Genomic DNA, 21,342 nt, shown 5'->3' on the forward strand with positions numbered 1-21,342 from the left:
GCTTATCATTTAGTAAATTAGTAAATAAGTAATTTAGTAAATGAGAAAGAAGGGGCATCATGGATAAGAACAAGCGCAAAGAGCTGCTGGAGACATTCAAGCAGATCAAAATTTATATGGGCGTCATTCAGATCAAGAACAAGACGAACGGCAAAATCTACGTCGCTTCGTATCAGAATCTGAAGAACAAGTGGCTGACGATCCAAGCTCAGCTCGACATGGGGAGATTCGCGAACTTGGAGCTGCAGAAGGATTGGAAGGAGCACGGAGCCGGCGCGTTCGAATACGAGGTACTTGAGCAGAAGGAGATCGACGACATCACGGACATGAAGTGGGAGCTGAAGGTCGTGCTGAAGCCTTGGCTGGAACGATTGCGGCCTTACGGGGACAAGGGCTACAACAGGGAGAAGACACCAAGCGAACTTGGAAAGTCCGAATGAACGACGAGCTCCGACAAGATTAGCGATTGAAACGGAAGGCGTTCAGGCGATATGGCGGGTTCCGAATCGCTATTGCAAAGCGAATAAGTACCCGTCCTGGGAAGCGTAATAGACGACGCCGTTCCAGACGATCGGGGAGGCTACGATCGGCGCCTTCGTTCCGTCGAACCGCCACGCGAGCTTGCCCGTATCGAGATCGACCGCGTATAAAGCGTCCTTCTCGAATTTGCCGTCCGTGAAGGCCGTTCCGAAATACATGACATTGCCCGCGATTGCGGGGGAAGAGAATACGCGCGATCTCTCCGGCAGGATAAAGTTCAATTTCCGCTTGCCGGTCATTCGGTCTAGCACGTGGACGAGTCCCGCGTCGGAGCTTCCGACGACAACGAGCGAGTCGGTCGTAGCGGGAGACGACGGGACCCAGGAGGTGCCGGAGGAATGTCTCCACAACGGTTCTCCGGTATCGGCTTCATAGGCATGAACGAATGTATCTCTACCGCCGATGTATACGACCCCGTCCCGGACCGACGGGCTCGATTGGAACGGCGCGATCGTCTTGGCTGTCCAAAGGATGTTTCCGTTGCGAATGTTCAGCGCGTACAAAGTGCCGAGATCGTCGCCGATGTAGACGGCCTTTTCCGTAAGCGCGGCGGTTGAATGGAACGTACCGGTTTCGGATTCGCGTTTCCATAGAAGCTGTCCGCTCTTACGATCTAAGGCAACAAACGAACGCCCGGCGCTTCCGACGTAGATGGCGGAGGCGTCGACGACGGGGGACGACAGGTAATAATCCCAAGTATCGGATGCGACAGGCTTGCCCCCGATCGGGCCGTCCAGCTTTGCGGTCCAGCGAACCGTGCCCGACGCTTCATTCAAGGCATAAGCATTCCCCAGATCGTCCGTAAAATAGACCTCGTCCTCATATACGGCGGGAGTCGATCGTATTTTTCCCTTAGCCTTATAGGTCCATTTTACTTTGCCTTCCTCCGGATCAATTGCTCGAAGTATCCCGTTATCCGCTCCGATGAACAGGCTCTTGCCGGCGATCGTCGGAGAGCCGTTAGAGGGGCTTCCCAGGTTAAGCCGCCACTTCTCTCCGGTCAGTTCGGGTACGCCTTCCGTTTCGTATACGCCCGAATGGGCGGCGTCTCCCCGGAACATCGCGATACGCGGAGCCTCTTTTTCTATCGTCTCCGCCGTGCATGCGACTATGACCGCCAGCAAAGCTAATAGAATAATGATCGAAGTCAGTTGATACGCCTTCAATGCCATGGTTTGGACCCCCGTCAAGTTATCGTAGCTCTATTTTACTGGCATCAATATAACATAGTTTGGTTGCATCATAATCGGGACAGGACAAATGTGACCAGGACAAATTATAATGGAGGGGAGAAAACAATGATGCGGGAGGCGTGGCGCCATGAAGCAATCGACTTTCGGCGAGGCGTTGGAGCTCGCGCTGCGAATGCGCGGCTGGTCGGCGGCCCGTCTTGCGAAGGAAATCAATCTGGATTCCTCCTATATTCGCCGCTGGATTCGCGGGGACCGCGTTCCGTCGCTGCATTCGGGTCATGCGGGATGGATCGCCCAAGCGCTCGCGCCGGGCTTCGAATCCGATTCCGCCAGACAAGCTTTGCACGATCGTTTCTTGGAGCGCGGATTTACGGCAGAGGAGGCATCGGCCGTCGGCCCGGAGGGGGCAATCGGATGGCTTAAGCGGCTTCTTGAAGAAGCACAGGTTCACGCGCTCAAGCTTCCCCGAGAAGACCGGTTGCAATGGAAGCGCGAGTCCGGGGCCAAAGCCAACATGGACGGGATCGTCGCCGAAATCGGCAGGCTGTCGGAAGCTCTCGATAACGAAGGGTCGAATGGGCGGGCATCGGAGCCGAACGCGGCGTCCTGGGACCGGCCTGCGATCCGCTCATTCTCCCTGGGCAGGGAGCAAACATTGACGACGATCGTGTCCCTGCTCGAGCAATCGCTCGTTAGCGATGACGGTCCCTTGGAGCTTCTGTATACGTTTCAAAGCGAGAACGGAACGTTCGAGGGTTATCCGTCGCTTGCCGAGCGTTGGAGACAAGGGATCGTGGAAGCGTTGCGCAGGGGAGGGCGGGTGCGACCGCTCATTAAATTGAATAAGAACACGAACAGGTCTGTTGCCTTGATCTCGGACATGATCGCTTATCTGGGTCGCGGGGGCGGGTACGAGCCTCGTTATTTCGCCAGATACGGCATCTACGAGCCTCCAAGGGAAATCTTCGGCGTCGCCGGCTCTTGGATGCTCGTCTGTCTGTCGTCGGAACAGACGGGCAGCATCGATTCCGCGTTCTTGCATCGGGACAAGCAAGAATGCGAAGCGATCGCCGGCCACTTCGAACAATTGGCGGCGCGGACGGAACCGCTGTTGCGTTATTATTCGGAAGAGCAATATTTCGAAGAGAACACGAAGAAGGATCGCAAGAAGGGCAATCTGCTCGTCAACAATCGGGATCTGGGCGCGATGACCTTGCCGCTGGAGTTATGGGAAACGTATTTGCGCCGTTCGCTTGACGACGATACGGCGATCAAGCGCCATATGGAGCGAATCTCGGAAAGAATGAAGCATTTTCTGGACGACAGCCAATCGACAAGAATCATCCACGTATGCCCGATGGCGGCAATCGAACATTTGCTGTTCCGCGGCGAGTATTATGCGAGCAATCGGTATCGCAAGCCGGCCGGCGATGACGGCATTCGCCATATCGAGCATTTAATCGTTTTGTTGAAGACGCTAAAGCATTACGAGCTTTCGCTCGTTTCCGAGGAACAAAGCAGGTCAATCCCGCTCTCTTATTGGGACGTTAAAGATGACCATACCGTCACGTTCGGCATACCGCATACGGGCCAATGGACGGAGACGTACGTCGTTTTGACGGAAGGGACGTTGGCAAGCGCGTTCGGCGAATATTTTCACCAGATCAGGCAATTGATCACGCCTAAGTACAGGGACAAGAAGGAAGTGATCGCCTGGCTCGAGTCGCGCTTAACGGAAGCGAAGCTCGCGTTCGGCGGCAATCGCCATTCTCCTCTTGACTCGGACCGACCATCCGTGTCATGATCGAATCAATCTAAAGGCCATGCAACCTTCGGGTTCAACCTCGCGCTAGTCGTGGGTTGGGCCCTTTTTTGCGTGCGTCTATAACGAGGAGGTCGTTGACGGTAATGGAAACGGGTAGGAAAGAGCGGTTGCTCGAGAGGTTGGACGGGATCGCGAGCAGCTTGGAACGATGCGAAGAAGCGCTCGCGCTGTTAGGGCTAGGTTCTATCGGCGTCGAGCTGGCTCGGCTGGATGAATATTCGGATTTGGATTTCTTCGTAATCGCCGCGCCGGGCTGCAAGGAACGGTTCATCGAACGGGTCGATTGGCTGGATGCCGCCCATCCGCTGGCTTATCATTTCAAGAACTCCGATCTCGGCCGCAAAATTATGTTCGAGGACGGAATATACGGAGAGTTCGCTATCTTCGAAGAAGCGGACTTGCTGGAGGGTTCCTACTCGGAGGGAAGGTTCGTCTGGATGCGCGATACGTTCCGCAATGTCGAGCTGGCGAAGCCGGCAGCCGCGTATCCGTCCATCCGACGCGATTCCGCGGACTTTCCCCTCAACGAAGCGTTGACCAACCTGTACGTCGGATTATGCAGATACGCGCGGGGAGAGAAGCTGTCGGCCGTCAGATTCGTTCAAGGTTACGCGGTCGACAGCATCTTGTCCGTTCTGCATTTGCTTGAGCCGGAGGTGGAGTACTTCCCGGACAAATTCGGCAACGAGCGGCGGCTGGAAAAAAGATTTCCCGATTTCGCGACGCGCGTCGGGGATATGATCCAAGGCTACGGGAAGTTGCCGGAGTCCGCGCTGCGGATATTGGATTTCCTGGAAGAGTCGTATCCCGTGAACGCGAAGCTAAGCGATGAAATTCGCCGACTCGCCGCATGCCTTCGATAAGGAATAAAAGGTATAAAATCGTCGGCCTCGGCATTACAGTATAAACGGGATTGCATAGTTGGAAATGTTAGGTGTACTCACGAACGGCTAAGGGGTGTGATTGCATTGAAAGTATGGGTTTCCAACCGGCATGAAACGCTCAGAACCATCGCGAATAATAATCGCGTTGCGATTGATGAGCTTATTCTACACAACCCTCACATTGACCACCCCGATGAGGATATTTTCGGCAAACCGGTCTATCTTCCTCCCGCGACGGAAACGAACAGAATATGGGGATTGCAATGGAGTGCTCCGCCCCCTCCCGATGGTCCTATTCCGACTTGCCAGGCCGCGCCGACCGAACCGCTTAACAACTGGATTCCGCTCACGCCGCTAGATCAGATGGCACAGCAGGAGTATGACGTTCTGATCATCGGTACCGGGGCCGGCGGAGGCGCCGTACTGTGGAGATTATGCGAAAAGTGGAAAAACGAAGGGAAACGGATCGGTATTATCGAACGAGGAGACCAAGTGATCCCGACGCATGCCCGAAATCTGTCGACGATGAATCAGGAGCGACTGGTCGCGTATTTTACTCATTTATCCAAGCCTTTGCCGGGAGCTATTCCGGAATATCCCGGAGCGCGGCAGCTATTTGCGTTGGGAGGAAGAACGTTATTCTGGTATGCGTTTTCGCCTCGATTACCCGAGTGGGTTTTAGCGAAATATCCTGTTCCGGTCGATGAGATGGAAAGCTATTACGGCGTAGCGGAAGAAGTCATGCATGTCACCGAATCTTTTGCGGAGGGCGCATCGTTCACGGAAATTTTACTGGAGCGGTTGTGGATGAGCGGTTATTCCAAAGCGTTGTCCCTTCCGGTCGCGGCAGATATCGTGCCCCAATCCTTCGGGCAGATTCATACCGACATGTTTACGAGCTCCATTTCCCTGCTCGCCAGAGCGCTGAATCTGAGGCCGTTCGACTTGGCGGTCAACGCGCGCGCAGTGCAGATTCTGCATGACAATCAGAGTGTCACCGGCGTCAAGGTCGTTTCCCCGGATCGGACCGAGTATACCCTGAAAGCCAAAAAGGTCGTGATGTGCGCCAGTACTTTCGAAACGCCGCGTTTACTGCTTTATTCCGGATATCGGCACCCGGCACTGGGACACTATCTGACGAATCAAACCTTTGTGCAAGCGACCGGAAGAATAAGTACGGTTGATTTCCCGATTCCTTGGGGACCCCTGAACATCATGATTCCGCAAACGCCGGAAAATCCGTACTCCGTGCTAATGACGGGACCGGAAATGTTCTATTGGTACCCTGTTGCCTTTGAAATGCCATTCACGGGCGAGACGAAAGTCAATTTGTATGGTTATGGCAGGGTCGAACCGAGATACGAAAATTATATTACGTTGGATCCGTACAAGAAAGACGATTATGGCATCCCAGAAATTCAAGTCCATTATTCCTTGAGCGACACCGATCGGGCCGTCGTTAACCAAATGACGAAAGGGATAAAGAGCATTGCCGCGAATGCCGGTATACGACTGGTTTCCGAGAACGGCAGACCTGCCATATGTCTGACCCCTCTCGGCGATCTGCATCATGATTCGGGCACTTGCCGTATCGGAGATGATCCAACGACTTCAGTAGCCGACCAAAATGGGCAAATCCGCGGCGTTTCCGGTCTCTATGTAGCCGATAATAGCGCATTGCCTTACATCGGAGCCGAAAATCAAACGTTGACGACGATCGCGCTCGCCATTCGAACGGCGGACCATATTTCGAATTCGTGATGCATCTCAAACTTCTGACAACCCGTTGGGCTTTTTGCTAGAATAGGATTAGCGGTCTGACGTTCCGATCGAGCAATAATGCGACGCGGGCAAATGGAGGAATCGGGAACAACATGATATCGGCAGACGGGATCGGATTAAAGGATTGGATGAACGGGACCTCCGTGGAGGTTTCGTCGTTTTTATATACCGCGATAGCGCTGGCCCGGATGGTTCAAGAGGCACATAAACGGGACGCGGTCGTCGGCGATTTGAATCCAAACGGCATTCTGCTTTATCCGAGTCGAAAAAAGGCCATTGTCGCAAAGAACCGGAAACCGAATCCGGCCTATTTATCCCCCGAACAGACAGGCAGGATGAATCGCGAGCCGGACGCGCGCAGCGATCTGTATGCTCTCGGCGTCATTTATTACGAAATGCTTGCGGGCGGCTTGCCGTTTCAGGCGCAAAGCGCCGAGGAGTGGGTGCATGTCCACCTGGCCGTCTTGCCGGAACCGCTGCGGGAGCTGCGGCCGGAGACGGCGGGCCCGCTCGACGGCATCGTCATGAAGCTGCTGTCGAACGCCGGGTGAGCGTTATCAGAGCGCATACGGGCTGTTGTCCGATTTGCGGCGCTGCGTCATCTCTCTGGAAGAAGCGGGAGAGATCGTGTCGTTTGAGCTCGCCCGAATGGACGAGGTTAGTCGGTTTCGGCTTCCGCGGACGCTCTTCGGCCGCGAATCGGAGGAAGAGGAGCTGCGCAACGCTTTCGAACGGGTACGCGCCGGCGAAACCGAATTCGTGTTCGTAACCGGCCGGGAGGGCAGCGGCAAAACGGCGTTGGTCCGGGAGCTTCAGACGGCGGTTGCGAGGGCCGGCGGGCGATTCATCGCGGGAAAGTGCGATCTGATGAATCGGGATATTCCGTTCGAACCGATCCTTCAGGCTTTTCGAAGCTTGATTCAGTATATCTGGAGCGAAACGCCCGACAACGTGGCGAGGCTGAGGGCCGGATTATCGAAGAGCTTGGGTACGGGAGCGGGCGTCGTGGCCGAGCTTCTGCCCGAAGCGGCCAAGCTTCTCGGCGACAATTCTTCTGCGGAGCCGCTTCCTCCATCTGAAGCCGCTATCCGTTTTCGCCGTCTGCTTTCCGCTTTTCTCAAGGCGTTTGCCGATAAGGACCGTCCTGTCGTGATGTTTCTGGACGATCTCCAGTGGGCCGATCCCGCCACGAGGGATCTCCTTCGCGCAGTGGCGCACGACCTGTCCTTACGCGGTTTATTGGTGATAGGCGCGTTCCGGTCCGAATCGGCGCCGGGGACGGAAAGCGGAGACGATCATGACGCGGCGGCACGATGGATCGAACATACGCTTTCCCTCGAAAATACTGAAGCGCAGCGGGTGCGGCATATCGCGCTCGAACCTCTATCCTACGTCGATGTGAGAAGGTTTGTTTCCGGGGTGCTTAACGAGAATACGGCGCGCGTCAGGGGATTGGCCGAGTCGCTGTATCATCGGACAGGCGGAAATCCGTTGGTTTTGCATCGGTTGCTGGACAGTCTGCATCGGGATAACAAGCTCTATTTTGACGAGGAACAAGCCCTGTGGACATGGGATGCGGCGGCCATCCGACGGATACCCGTAAATCCCGACGTTCTTCCGTTGATCGAGAGCCGCCTTCGTTTGCTTCCCCGCGAAACCGTCGGGCTGCTGGCCCTCGCGGCCGCGCTCGGGCAGCGCTTCCGTCCGGATCTGCTTGCCCGGATCGATGGCCGTACCTTGTCCGATACGCTCGGACTGCTGCGAATCGCCGAGGACGAAGGGCTCATCGGCCGGGAGACGGACGCTGCCGAAGGTGAAGAAGGGGATGTTTCGTATGCGTTCTTGCATGACCGTGTACAGCAAGCGGCGTACGATACCGTACCCGATTCGGACAAAGCGGGCTTGCATCTGAAGATCGGACGGGCGATGCGCCGGGATGGACCGGAACGGACGAGCGATTCTATTTTCGATACGGTGCATCACCTGAATCTGGGCTGCAGCGAGATGACGGATGAGGCGGAGAGAAGGAAGCTGGCCGCGTTCAATTATCAGGCCGGCTTGAAATCGAAAGCGACGACGGCGTTCGCGGCGGGGCAGCGTTATTTGGAAACAGGCTTGCGTCTTCTGGGGGAAGAGGAAGCGGTGCCGGGCTCTCTTGCCTACCGGTTGATGCTGGAGCTGCCGGAATGCGAATATATGTGCGGACGCGTCAGCCAAGCGGATGATCGGCTTGAACAACTGATGGGACGGACGACGGACCTGGTCGAGCGTTCCCGCATTTATCTGATCCGGATCAAGATGAACGCCTATTTAAGAAGGGACGAAGAAGCCGCGAACGTCGGTCTGCAGGCTTTGGCCGAATTCGGCTGGGAGTTGCCCGCGGCGCCGTCCAACGCGGCGATGGCCAGGGAAATGGCGCTGACCCAATGGGCCCTGTTCCGGATGGGCAATAGATTGCCAAAGCTGCCGCATAACGATCATCCCCGCTACAGAGCCTTGTCGGATCTGGTCATGGCAATGTCTGCTTCGGCATTCGTGTTGGACACCAATCTGCCTGCCGTGCTGTACCCGAAGTTCATCCGTTATGGTTTGAAGCAAGGAAATAACGAAGCGTTTGCCTTTATGTTGGGCGCTTACGGCATGATGTTGAGATTTGGTTTTCCTCGTTTGCGTTCGGGATTTCGCATTATTGAAACGGCGCGTCTGCTATCTTCTTCTTTCGAAAGCGCCGTAATGAAATGCCGTCTGCACTTTGTCATAGGCCTAAGCGAGCAAAGCCGGAGCTCGGCGAAGGCGGCGGCGCATTTCGAGCAGTCCGTGCGTTACGGTCTGGATTCGGCTGACTTGACCTTTGCCGGATTCTCGATGGCGCTGCGCGTAATCAACCATACCGGGGATTTGCGGACCTTGTCCGCGCAAATCGCCGAATATGAACAATCGTCCCGCAGCCTTCTGGATGACATTACTCGAAGAGCTTTGCGGGTCGCGAGATGGCATGTGGAGGCGTTGCGGGGAGAAGACGGCGAGATCGATCCGGAACTGAAAGAGGTCATGGACAACCGTTCCACGAAGACGGATGACAACCAGTCCCACTATATATGCAGCTGCATAATGGAAAGCTCCTATCTGGCCGGAAGGTATCGGGAGGCTCTCGAATGGGTGGAGCGCGCCGAAGGTTACGATGCGGGGGAGACGCCGTTGCTGACCTGGAAAAGGCATCTTTATCACGCCTTATCGCTTGCCGCCTTATATGCGGAAGCACCGCTTGGAGAGCGCAAAGGGATTCGCGCCAGACTTAGACAACTCTTGCGAGCGCCAAAGTCGTTCAGCCTGGGGGGCAACGCATACGCGTCTGCGGAGGGTTCGGCCTATTTGCTGGTTAAGGCCGAATGGCAGCGGATCGACGGGAAACGGGAGGCTGCAGCCAGAAGCTTCGAGGAAGCGATTGCCTCGGCGCGCGCGGAAGGCTCCTCCCTGCTCGCCGCGATCGCCTGCGAGCGGGCTTCGATTTTCTATCGGGAAGCAGGGATCGCGAAAGCGGCGGAAGCTATGCTTGCGGATAGCGTCGCAGCCTATTCGGAGTGGGGAGCGGCCGGCAAAGCGAAAAAGTTAAGCGCGATGTTTCCCGAGCTGCATTTATCAGCATATTCGTTACCCGCGGATATTGAAACGGTTGCGGAACAATCGGGCGGCAGGACAAGCCTAGGGGACGCTCGGGAAGACGGCAGGGATGAACCGCCGCGTTACTCGATCCCGGTTATCGGTGACGAGAAAGCGGTTCTGCAGCAGTTGGCGGGCTGGTCGGGGATTACGGACCATCATACGTTAACGAGCCGTTTCCTTGCTTCGGCGCTCCGCTACTCGGGCGCCGAGAAAGGCTATGTGCTGAATCGCGAGGGTGAAGATTTCGTTATCGAAGCGCAGGAGGGCGGTATAATCGGCGAAGCCCAGGACGATGCGCAGTTCGCCGCGGCCATCGTGCGCAGCGTCGTGATGTCCGGCGAACCGGTCGTGCTGGCGGACGCTTCGAGCAGCCCGTATGCGGCAGATCCTTACATCCGTCGCCGTTCCCGGTCCGTTCTTTGCATGCCGGTATTCTTTCCGGGCAATGAATTGCCGGCTGTGCTTTATTTGGAGAACAGTCTGATATCCGGCGTTTTCACGAAGGAAAGGCTGGATATGCTGGAGCTTATGATTACGCGGATGGTGTACTTGAAATCGCTCAAGGATTCCCGGGCGAACCCGTACCGGTCGGACGATTCCGCTCCTCGTTCCGCGGCTGTCTTAACGAAAGCTTCAGAGCCGCTAATCGAACCACTGACGAATCGGGAAGCCGAGATTTTGTACGCGCTGTCGGACGGCTTATCCAATAAGGAAATCGCGGATCGTTTCCGGATCGCGGAAGCAACGGTCAAAACCCATGTATCCCGGCTATACGGCAAGCTCGGCGTCAAACGTCGGGGGCAGGCGATCGCGCGGGCAAGAGAGATGAATATCATCGATTAACGGATGCACCCAAGCCAACCATCGGCGTCGATAGACGTTGGGGTTGGCTTTTCGCGTTTCGTCATTTTTCGGCGGCGTACGACTAAAGTATGACTCTATTTTCGTGCGCGGGAATTATACTAAACGCTGAATAATAGCAATGATGGCATGGGGTGATCGGAAGAGTATGAACATATTGAAGGATTTTTTGCTGCAGCTTTCGTTTATCGCGATTCTGATCTTCGCCGTGCAAATCTTTTTCGCGGAAAGGTCCGGGAAGGATCGCCGCGTCCAAATCATTCTATCCGTTCTATACGGACTATCCATCCTGATCTGCATGTCTTTCCCCGCGTATGTGGATACCCATTTCCGATTGGATATCCGAATCATTCCTCTGCTCTTAGGGACGCTGTATGGCGGACCGGCAACGGGCGTTATCCTGTCCGCGTTCGTCATTCTGTACCGCTCTTATTTCGGAGCAGACTTGGGATTTTTCACGACCGTCTTGACCCTTTCCTTCAGCATGCCGGTTATCCTGATCTTTCAGAAGCTCTTCGCGAAAGCGGAGAAGAATAAGAAGCTGCAAATGGCGTTTCTATTATCCGCCTATTATTCGCTTGCCGGACTTATCGTCAGTTCTGTCCTGAGAGGATTTTCCTTGCGTTTTTTTCCGGTGCAGCTCATTCATATCGCGATTACATTAGCCGTGCTGATATTGTTCATTTCCTTAAACGAAACGATAAAGGACATGATCAGAAAGAACCGGCAGCTGCAATCGGAAGCGAAGTCCGCGGAAATCGCCTTTTTGCGTTCTCAGATCAAACCACATTTCCTTTATAACGCCCTGAATTCTATTGCCGCTTTGTGCATCGACGAACCTCATAAGGCGGAGGAATTGACGCTTGATCTCTCGCAGTATTTAAGAAGCAGCTTTGACTTCAACCAACTGGATTCTCTAACAACCATTGAAAATGAATTAGAGTTGGTAAAAGCGTATATTAACATTGAAAAGGCGCGGTATGGCTCCCGACTGTGCGTGGAGTACGACGTGGATGCAAATCTGGATATCCTGATTCCCCCGCTGATTGTGCAGCCATTGGTTGAAAACGCCATAAGACATGGCCTGATGTCCAATTTACGGGGGGGAACAGTGAAAATATCCGTAAAAAGGGCAGCGGACGCCGTAGTCAGCTTTGCCGTAGAAGACAATGGATGCGGGATGAACGAGACAAAACGGGATGAAATCCTTAAATCGGAAACGAATAAGAAAGGCATAGGGCTGCGGAACATAAGCCAACGTATTCAGCTTCTTTACGGAAAAAGCATTCGTATGGAGAGCGCAGAAGGAAGAGGCACGAAGGTTATCTTCGACATTCCCGCACGACCGATCATGCAGATTGGAGGTTAAAGCATGCTGCGAGCCATTATCGTTGATGATGAAGAATTATCGGTGAAACGTTTGAAGAAGATATTATCCGAGAGCGGCGAGATCGAAATATGCCATACGTTTCTGAACCCGTTGGAAGCTTATGAATTCGTGAAGTCGAACCCGATCCATATCGCATTCCTGGATATTTTTATGCCGGAAATTAACGGCATGGGGCTTTCTGCCCTATTGCTTGATCTCGATGCTGCCATTGATGTGGTATTTGTAACCGCATCCGACGAATATGCGGTTCAAGCCTTCGATATGAGCGCTTTGGATTATCTGATGAAGCCTGTAACCGTCCAGCGAATGTCAAGAACGTTGGACAAGATCAGACAAAGACATCGGAGCGGGGCAGCTCAACCTTCTACTGAGATTCTCCCGATAACGCCGAAAGTGAAACGGTCTCTTAAAGAAATGTTGACAGAGCAGGAAACGAGGATTTTGCGGTTGGTCGCGAGCGGATTGGCAAACAAAGAGATCGCCCATCGCCTGAATATCACGGGTGAAACCGTAAAGTCGCATATTAAGAATGTGTACAGAAAGCTTGAAGTGAACAATCGGGTACAAGCTCTGCAGCGTGCCAAAGAATTAATGACGCTGGCATGAGAGATATCCCTCGTTTATTGCTTTTTCTCCCCCGAACGGGGGATTTTTTTATATCCCAAATAGTCTTAAAGTAAGACAAGAGCGACAAAAGCCGACAAGAAGATGGAGGAAAAAGAATGAATACGGATATGAAAGAGGTTTTGATTATGAGAGAAAAGAAAAAGTTATCTAAAGTAATATTGTCTACAGTGATGGCAGTAATTATGGCGTTTGCGGTTGTTTTTCCAGGTGCAGCAAGTGCTAATCCTTCACCAATCATTTTACAGGACAATATTCAACCGGCAATCGTGAGCGGAGGCAATAAGGTAGTTTCAGTCACATTTAGTGTTTATGCAACGCAGACGGACCCTTTAGTTGATTTGAAAAATGCGATTACAGTTAAAAAAACAGGCGATGCCGCATATACAGCACTTGGCACAGACGATACGGTTGCTTTATCAACTGCGGATACGACCAGTACGTTGGAAATAAACTTTAATGACGCGTTGGTTGGTTCAACGAACGCAATCAGCATTGCTTCAGGGGTGTTAATGGATAGCAATGGCGACACTTTCGATCAGGTAACAGAAATTATGGATATTGCTGCGCTTGATATTACCCCGCCGTCTTATATAGGTTCAAGTTCCTCTAATGGCAACGATGTGAGATTGAAGTTTGATGAGGATATTTATATTAATAATCCGGAGAATGAGGATCCTTCCGCGTACTTGAAGACGAAAATGAGTATTGCGACGGATGGCGTAAATTTTGAACCCCTATCGGAACTGGGTAATGAGCTAACTGCTGCGGGTCCCAATGAAATTTATATCTATTACAGTAATGATATGAAGGTCATAATGGGCACGAATACGCTTATTAAAATCGCTAGCGGCGCGGTGATGGATGCAGCGGGTAATCTCAATGCGGAGATGATTTTACATGTAACCCCGCCGGTCATCCAATCGACAGAAATTAGCAGTGACAGCCATGACGTGACGATTACCTTCCATGAGGATGTTGTAGATAATACCTTGTCCGAAGAAATCTCTTACCTAAAGGATTACATTTATTTATTGAAGGATGTCGCCAATTCATCCCAACAGACAGAGTTGACTGCAAACGATACGGCATCCGTTGTTTCCGGCAAGCTGGTCATCCATTTTACCGCAGCCCTCTCAGGAGCAGCCAATCAGATTGTAATACGGGGTGGCGCTCTTAAGGATAGCTACGGAAATGTTCGTAATGAGTATATTACAACCCCTTTGATTCAAGCACTTGGAGAACCCGTAGACACTACAGCGCCTAAATTTGTTGAAGCTTATTTTTCTAATTATAATCAGGATATTACATTTGTTTTTGATGAAGATGTGCTGAATAACATGACTGATGTAGATTTAAAGGCATCGATATATCGTTATATTCCTGGCATGGGGTGGGGGAATGGTCTTCCTTCAGATGCAACTCTGACATTCTCAGGTAATACACTGGTCATTCATTTTGCAGCGACATTGACTGGTTCTCAATATTATTTCGAATTTGGCCCGAATTTTTTTAAGGATACAGCCGGGAACATTTTCACTGATTATATTGGAACGGGTTGGCTTTATCCCCTTCAAACATTAACAATACAAGGTGGAAGCTTTTCGCATGATGGCCGTTGGTTGAGCCTAGACTCGAACCTTAATTACAATGCTAAATTAGTAGATCAGACCATTGTTAATGGGGTATCGGACTTAAAGAATCAGATTACGGTTTCAACGGATCACGGCTCCACTTTCTCAGCTTTGGATGTACAGGATGTAGTGACGATCCAAGGGAATAGAATCGTCGTTCTCTTTCATGAAGCGATAAAGAGCGGCACCATTGAAGTTAAAATTGCCGCGAACGCATTAAGCGATATGGGAGATAATGTACGGAACGCCGCAATTGATCAAGTGATTGCATATAACACGCCTGATGTTACAGGATACTTCTTAAGCGATACAGCAAGTCAGTTTTTCTTCGAAGACAATGCTGAATGGAGAAGTAAAGTTAGAGATGTCACACTATATAGTTATAATGTCGGAGCGAGCAGGCCCTTGAATAGTTCGGAATATACGCTGGCCGCAGGCATGCTTACGATTAACCAAGGTGTTTTTCAAAAAGGCGGCTATTACTCTATCACTATTAATGCGGATGGTTATAGCAGTAAAAGCTTTTCTGGAGAGGCCTATATATCGTCTGAACTATTTTATATGACTGCGCCGGTGGTGACTGCGGAGAACGGAATTACGGCAAAGGTAAATATATTGAATTATGCCGACACTAATGCGGGAACGCAATCGGTTGTTTTCGAGCTAGTGAATGGAACGACACCTGTAAGTATTGTAGCTGCTAATCTAGAGGTGAATACAGGAACGTATACAGCAAATTTCAATGTAACAGACGCTGCAACGAATCCCAATTATACGGTCAGAGCGTTTATGGTCAATAAATATAATAATGATCTCATGGATGTTGGCTTGAGCTTGGCTACACAAGTGACGCAAGCTGAATATGATCTGAAACTGCTTCAGCAAGGAAACAACAATGACTAAGACGAGGGGTGAGAAAGTGAAGCTTCGTAAATTTAGTTTGATTCTACTTCTCAGCCTTTGCTTAGGGTTGGTGCCCTTCACTGCTTCGGCTAGCGCTGTAGTTTCCGTGAATGCCATTTCATCCATTCATCCTGGCGAGACAGTGACGATATCAGGCACATCCACTTTAAGCGAAGTCATTATTAAGGTGCTTCGTCCTGGCAATAGCACGGTGTTCTTTGATATTGCTAAGGTAACTGACGGACAATTTACAGATTCCTTTACATTAGGAAGCAATGAACCGGCAGGAATCTATAAGGTTATTGTCGGTCAAGCGAATCAAGTGGCAACGCAAGATCTTGTTGTCGCTGCAGCGCCTGACGCTACGCCAACACCTGACCCTGACCCTACACCAAGTCCGTCACCTACTGGAACGATAATTGTAGGCGATTCCCCAAGCGACAAAGTTACCTCCACGGATGGTAAACTAACGCTTCCTGTTGGTAAACCGGGCGAGGTTAGCTTAGGAGATGAGATTACGATCTCTATTCCTGCAGATGCTTCAGGCAAAGAACTGAAATTAACGATAGAAAAGCTATTGAACACTCAAAACCTTCTAATGCATAAAGAAGTTTTAGCTAGCCCAATCTATGAGATTCTGAAAAACTTCTCTGAGAACTTCAACAAGCCGATAACGCTGACCTTTACCTTCGATCCAACAAGTTTGAAGGGCAATCAAAAGCCGGTCGTATTCTATTACGACGAAGTAAAGAAGGAATGGGTGAAAGTCGGCGGTAATGCAAACGGGAATAAAATTACGGTTGAGGTCAATCATTTTACGAAATATGCGGTAATTGCGGTAGACTCGGCGGAGGATGTGCCGCCAATGGATGTTAATTTCAGCGATATCGCTGGACACTGGGCCGAAGCGAGCATCAAGCAAGCGGTGAGCATAGGAATCGTTAAGGGTTACGCCGATGGAACATTTAAACCGGGTAAAACCGTAACTCGCGCTGAATTTTCAGTTATGCTGATGAACGCACTGAAGCCGCAAGAAGCAGGAGCAGAGCTGACGTTCACAGATTCGGCTAAGATTGGAGTCTGGGCACAGAAAGCAGTCGCGCAAGCGGTACAAGCAGGCATTATTAAAGGTTATAAGGACGGCTCTTTCCGTCCGAATGCTGAGATTACGCGCACTGAGATGGCAGCGATGATCGCGAATGCGCTTAAACTGTCCATCGAGTCGACTGACGTAACCGGCTTCGCTGATGACAAGGACATTCCGTCATGGGTGAAAGGGGCAGTAGCGGCAATCAAGAAGCTTGGCCTTATGGAAGGCACAGGCACAAACCAATTCAATCCGAATGCCCAAGCAACCAGAGCAGAGGCTGTAACGGTTCTGCTGAAGATGCTGGCACTAGAGAGCAAGTAAAGTGAAAATCGTCAGTCCGAACTGATTTATAGTTAAATTACTAGGGTTATCCTGAAGGCGGTCGAACGAGCTGCTTGAGGGATAACCCTTTTTTTCATTGTGATTCCTTCTAGCAGATGTATATAATGAGTATAACCAAATCTATTAAGGTGCCCGCTGGGTGCCTTCTCTTTTATTATAAGGAATGTCAGATGGAGGCTTAGTAGCCTTGGAAGATAACAACGAGATGACTCTAAAGGCGTTTATGACAACGAATATAGTCGATCTTCGGACTTTTTTCACCGTCTCATTGGAATTAGCAGAGGTGCTTAGAAAGCTGCACCTAAGAGGTTTAATCCGGCACAATTTAGATCCTGAGAATATACTCATTCATTCTCAATCCGGTCGGATGATGCTCCAGCCACTGAAAGATGATCTCATTCGAGCATTTGCCTACATCTCGCCAGAGCAAACAGGCCGCATGAAGCGGAAAATAGATCAACGCAGTGATTTGTATGCTTTAGGTGTTCTTTATTATGAGCTGCTGACGGGCGAGCTTCCATTTAAAGCGACAACAGCCAACGAGTGGATCCATGCCCATATGGCTTTGCTTCCAATTCCTCCGCGGACATTAAAACCCGAAGTCCCGCAAATGCTAAGCGATCTTGTGATGAAGCTGCTTTCCAAGACGGCAGACAATCGTTATCAAAGTGCATACGGACTCTATGTTGATCTACTGAAATGCTCGGATCAGATGAAGGCGAAAGGAATAATCGAGCCATTTCCTCTAGGTGAATCTGATGAAATAAGCCGTTTTCGGCTGCCGGAAAAGCTTTATGGAAGAGAAAAAGAATGGCAGGAGCTGCTTAACGCTTATGAACGCTCCCGCTCAGGCTCTATGGAGGTTATGTTAATCGGCGGTCATGCCGGAAGCGGCAAAACAGCGTTAATCAAAGGCATCCAAAAGCCTGTAATGCATACAAAGGGATATTTTATCTCAGGCAAGTTTGACCAGCTTAAGCAGTCTATACCCTACGCATCGCTTATTATCGCTTTTCGTGATCTGATTCGGCAGATCTTAGCAGAGAACGAAGATCAGATTGCGGAATGGAGAAAAAGGCTTTTAGAAGCTCTAGGACAAAGCGGGAGAGTTCTCATAGAAGTTATTTCCGAACTAACCTTGATTATAGGCAAACAGCTCCCGGTTGAGGATTTGCCTCCGGCAGAATCGACCAACCGATTTCAAACCCTTTTTAGCAACTTTATTAAGGTATTTGCACATAAGAAGCATCCGTTGGTTATATGGTTGGATGATTTGCAATGGGCAGATCCAGCCTCTCTTCATTTACTTCAGGTTTTGATTAATGATCCATCCAACAAGTATCTCTTTATCATCGGCACTTATCGAAACAATGAAATCCATGAGGGGCATTTGTTAGAGGAATCATTTTTTGGTAACTTGCGTAAGACAGGCACCTCTATTCAGTATATGAACATTGAAGCGCTGGGTTATCTAAATGTAATCCAATATGTCGCGGATGTGCTGCATTCCGATCCAAGCAGGATCAAGCCGCTGGCGGAAACCCTGTATGAGAAAACAGCGGGGAATCCCTTTTATCTCAAACAAACACTGCAATTTATTTATGACGAGAAGCTGCTTTATTTTAATTCGGACAAAACGCGCTGGGATTGGAATCTTAAATCGATTAAAGAACGGGAAGGCTTTAAGGATGTTATTAGCCTGATTGTAGGAAGGTTTAACACGCTTCCGGAAGAAACTCGCCAAGTGCTGCGTCTAGCGGGCTGCATTGGCAATTCTTTTGATATCCGGATGTTGTCGATGCTATACGGACAAGAGACAGAGTATACGGAGCAAGATTTGCTGCCCGCACTAACCGAAGGCTTGGTTTTGCCTGATAAGGATACCTATATTTTCTTGCATGATCGCGTACAGAAAGCGGCTTACGATCTCATTCCGGATGAGGAAAAAAAGCAAGTCCATTTGAAAATCGGCCGATTAATGCTTCGTTTCTTTCATTCGGAAGAAACGGACGAGCATCTGTTCGAGGTCGTGCATCATCTTAATTTGGGCAGCGAGTTTATGACCGACCCGGCGGAAATTGAACAATTGGCTCGGCTTAACCTGCAAGCTGGTAGAAAGGCTAAAGCTTCTGCAGCTTATGTCCAAGCATTGGAACTATTAAAGACAGGCGCTCATCTGATTGAAGTCGAGGGCTGGACCCGCTACTATTCTCTCTATTATCATCTCTTGCTTGAAAGCTCGGAATGCGAGTACTTCTGCGGATACTTTGTTCGAGCGGAGGCTATTCTGGAGCAGATGCTGCAGCATGTTGGAAGCTCGGTGGATCGAGCCAAGATCTACGTCATACAGGTTACGATGTACGCTTACCGCAAAAAAGAGGAGGAAGCCGGAAAAATTGCCTTAAAAGCGATGGCAGAGTTTGGTTTGAATATCCCCTCAGAGGCTTCGCGTTTATCTATCATAGCTGAAATTATGTATACGCAATTATGGCTTACGAGCAAGCCGAAACTCCTGCAGGACTTGCCAATAAGCCGCGACCCCTTACATAAAGCATTAGCGGATATCGTCGTGGCCGCGTCGTCCTCCTTATTTAACGTCAATCAGGAATTGGCTGTGATATTATTCGCTAAATATGTAAGAATGTCTTTGAAGCAAGGAAATTCGGAAGCTTTCTCTTTTATGCTTAGTTCTTACGCTTCTGCTTTGTGTTTCGGATTAAAACGCTATCGAACAGCATTGAGATTAGCCGAGATCGCACTTCGTTATTCGGAGAAAATAGAAAGTGTCTTGTTAAAAGGCAGAAATCATATGAAAATGGGACTGATATTACAATTTCAGAGACCTCAAGAATCGGGTCGTTACTTTCAGAAAGCGGGACAATTAAGCTTGGAAAGCGGCGATATGGTCTACGCTGGTTATTCGATATCTATACATGTGATTACAGTTAGCGGTGATCTACGGTACTTGAATGCTTTGTGCCAGAGCTATGCTGATAAAGCAAGCCGAGGGTTGGACGCGATGACGGTAAGGGTGCTTCACCTGACCATGCAATATGTATCTCTTCTGCAAAGTGCCTCGAGTGAAAGATTGATCTTCACCAGTGAGAGTTTCGATGAGGATCAACTGCTGCGTGAAGAAGTATTAAACGATACGCATAAAAGTCATCTCTATTGTTACTACACGAACAAGCTTGAGGTTTATTACTTATTCGAGCATTACTCGGAAGCTGCGGCACTTGCTGCAGAATCTGTGAAATTTGGGATGAACACGATGCCTCTGCATAATCAAAGGCATTGCTTCTATTATGCTTTAGCAATCATGGCTGAATATCCCGGCGCTCCCAATCCTATAAGACGTAGCTATCGCAAAGTTATAAATAAACTACTGGCTCAGATGAAAAAATGGACCAAGGTCGTTCCGGAAAGTACAATGTCCAGATATAGACTGATGCTGGCGGAATCGGCGCGTTTGGATGACGACCATTCAATGGCGGCGAAGCTCTATGATCAAGCGATCCAATGGGCCGAAGGAACAGATTATCCGCAGGATGAAGCGATTGCGAATGAATTGGCGGCTAAATATTACCTTTCGATGGATAAGAATAAAATCGCCGAAGCTTACCTCCAGAAAGCCAGTAAGGCATACTTCAAATGGGGCGCGACAGGGAAGGTTAGAAGCTTGCAGGAACGTCACCCTTTTCTCATGACGCTTTCCTTCATAGAGAAGGACGAACCCGAGGATATTAATGATAGTGTTGAAGAAGAATTAGTTGCAGACGATAGAGGGCTCAATAATGGGCTGGATAAAGAATTAGATATGGATACGCTGAGACAAGCCTCAAAGATTGTATCCAAGGACAAGGAAGAGGCGGAATTGCTGGAGAGCTTCCTAGATCTGGCCATTCGTAATGCTGGCGCCGAGAAGGGGCTTGTCCTATTAGGCAGGGAGGGGAAATGGGTTGTAGAGGCCGAGAAAGATATTAATCGGAATCCTGAGAGACCTGTGGACAGCGGAGACCATTATTCTACTGCAGTTGTTCAATTCGCTATGCGAACGCGGGAATCCGTCGTTCTGGGCGAAGCCCGTCAAAGTATATTTGCTTCAGATCCTTATATTCGACAGAAACGGCCCAAATCGATTTTGTGTCTGCCCATCGGTTATCCGGACAACCGAGTTGGCGTATTGTATCTGGAGAACAATCTAACCTCCGATGCTTTTACTGCGGATCGCTTGGAAGTATTGGAAATGGTATTCTCGCGAATGGCCTATCTGAAGCTCTGGCAATCCCAAGATCATGCTGATGAAGCTGCCGGAATCGAAAAAGTGAAAGTAAAGCCATCGTCGGTCGAATCGCTTTCCAATCGCGAAATGGACATCCTTCGTCTAATGGCAGAGGGTTTGTCGAATAAAGAGATTGCCTTGCGGTTTGAAATAACGGAAGGAACCGTTAAGAACCACGTCTTCAACATCTATGGAAAGCTGCAAGTGAAAAGAAGAGTACAAGCCGTTTCCAGAGCAAGGGAGCTGCATATATTGGACTGATACCGTGGGGCATATAGCCTGACGGTCTTTTTTTTGACGTTCTTCAACAAAATTTGCACGGGTGTAAC

Annotated in this window: 12 protein-coding genes; 11 read left to right on the plus strand and 1 reads right to left on the minus strand. The window is 50.3% G+C overall.

The genetic code is table 11. The annotated features are described in order from the left end of the window. Positions 1-59 precede the first annotated feature (59 nt). Positions 60-440 carry a GIY-YIG nuclease family protein gene (locus tag ACFPPD_RS21820; RefSeq protein ID WP_209744461.1) on the plus strand — a complete coding sequence of 127 codons (381 nt, stop codon included), beginning with the start codon at positions 60-62 and terminating at the stop codon, positions 438-440. Between the two features lie 69 nt (positions 441-509). Here the strand turns inward: ACFPPD_RS21820 and ACFPPD_RS21825 are convergent, their stop codons facing one another. After that, positions 510-1,712: an outer membrane protein assembly factor BamB family protein gene (locus ACFPPD_RS21825; protein WP_209744464.1), complete on the minus strand. Its 1,203-nt coding sequence runs from the start codon at positions 1,710-1,712 to the stop codon at positions 510-512. Between the two features lie 148 nt (positions 1,713-1,860). Here ACFPPD_RS21825 and ACFPPD_RS21830 point away from each other — a divergent pair, with 148 nt between their 5' ends. The 10 genes from ACFPPD_RS21830 to ACFPPD_RS21875 all read left to right on the plus strand — a co-directional run bounded on the left by ACFPPD_RS21830 (position 1,861) and on the right by ACFPPD_RS21875 (position 21,274). Continuing rightward, positions 1,861-3,537: a helix-turn-helix domain-containing protein gene (locus tag ACFPPD_RS21830; protein ID WP_209744467.1), complete on the plus strand. Its 1,677-nt coding sequence runs from the start codon at positions 1,861-1,863 to the stop codon at positions 3,535-3,537. 104 nt (positions 3,538-3,641) lie between these two features. Further along, entirely contained in the window at positions 3,642-4,421 is a 780-nt protein-coding gene (locus ACFPPD_RS21835) for a hypothetical protein (RefSeq protein ID WP_209744470.1), read from the plus strand. Between the two features lie 105 nt (positions 4,422-4,526). After that, on the plus strand, positions 4,527-6,203 hold the full coding sequence (locus ACFPPD_RS21840; protein WP_378083339.1) for a GMC oxidoreductase: 1,677 nt from the start codon (positions 4,527-4,529) through the stop codon (positions 6,201-6,203). Positions 6,204-6,316: 113 nt separating this feature from the next. Then, positions 6,317-6,775 carry a serine/threonine-protein kinase gene (locus tag ACFPPD_RS21845; RefSeq protein ID WP_209744473.1) on the plus strand — a complete coding sequence of 153 codons (459 nt, stop codon included), beginning with the start codon at positions 6,317-6,319 and terminating at the stop codon, positions 6,773-6,775. A 25-nt stretch (positions 6,776-6,800) separates the two neighbouring features. Beyond that, positions 6,801-10,730, plus strand: a complete 3,930-nt coding sequence (locus ACFPPD_RS21850; protein WP_209744476.1) for a BREX system ATP-binding domain-containing protein — start codon at positions 6,801-6,803, stop codon at positions 10,728-10,730. 166 nt (positions 10,731-10,896) lie between these two features. Further along, a complete protein-coding gene (locus ACFPPD_RS21855; RefSeq protein ID WP_209744479.1) occupies positions 10,897-12,117 on the plus strand; it encodes a sensor histidine kinase in 1,221 nt (406 codons plus the stop codon). Positions 12,118-12,120: 3 nt separating this feature from the next. Beyond that, entirely contained in the window at positions 12,121-12,744 is a 624-nt protein-coding gene (locus ACFPPD_RS21860) for a LuxR C-terminal-related transcriptional regulator (protein ID WP_209744482.1), read from the plus strand. Positions 12,745-12,860: 116 nt separating this feature from the next. Next, positions 12,861-15,299, plus strand: a complete 2,439-nt coding sequence (locus tag ACFPPD_RS21865) for a hemoblobin-interacting domain-containing protein (protein WP_209744485.1) — start codon at positions 12,861-12,863, stop codon at positions 15,297-15,299. A gap of 16 nt (positions 15,300-15,315) precedes the next feature. Next, on the plus strand, positions 15,316-16,710 hold the full coding sequence (locus tag ACFPPD_RS21870) for an S-layer homology domain-containing protein (protein WP_209744488.1): 1,395 nt from the start codon (positions 15,316-15,318) through the stop codon (positions 16,708-16,710). A gap of 208 nt (positions 16,711-16,918) precedes the next feature. Then, entirely contained in the window at positions 16,919-21,274 is a 4,356-nt protein-coding gene (locus tag ACFPPD_RS21875) for an AAA family ATPase (RefSeq protein ID WP_209744491.1), read from the plus strand. Positions 21,275-21,342: the final 68 nt, after the last annotated feature.

The organism is Cohnella suwonensis, from assembly GCF_042655365.1.
GTDB classification, from domain to species: Bacteria; Bacillota; Bacilli; order Paenibacillales; family Paenibacillaceae; genus Cohnella; species Cohnella suwonensis.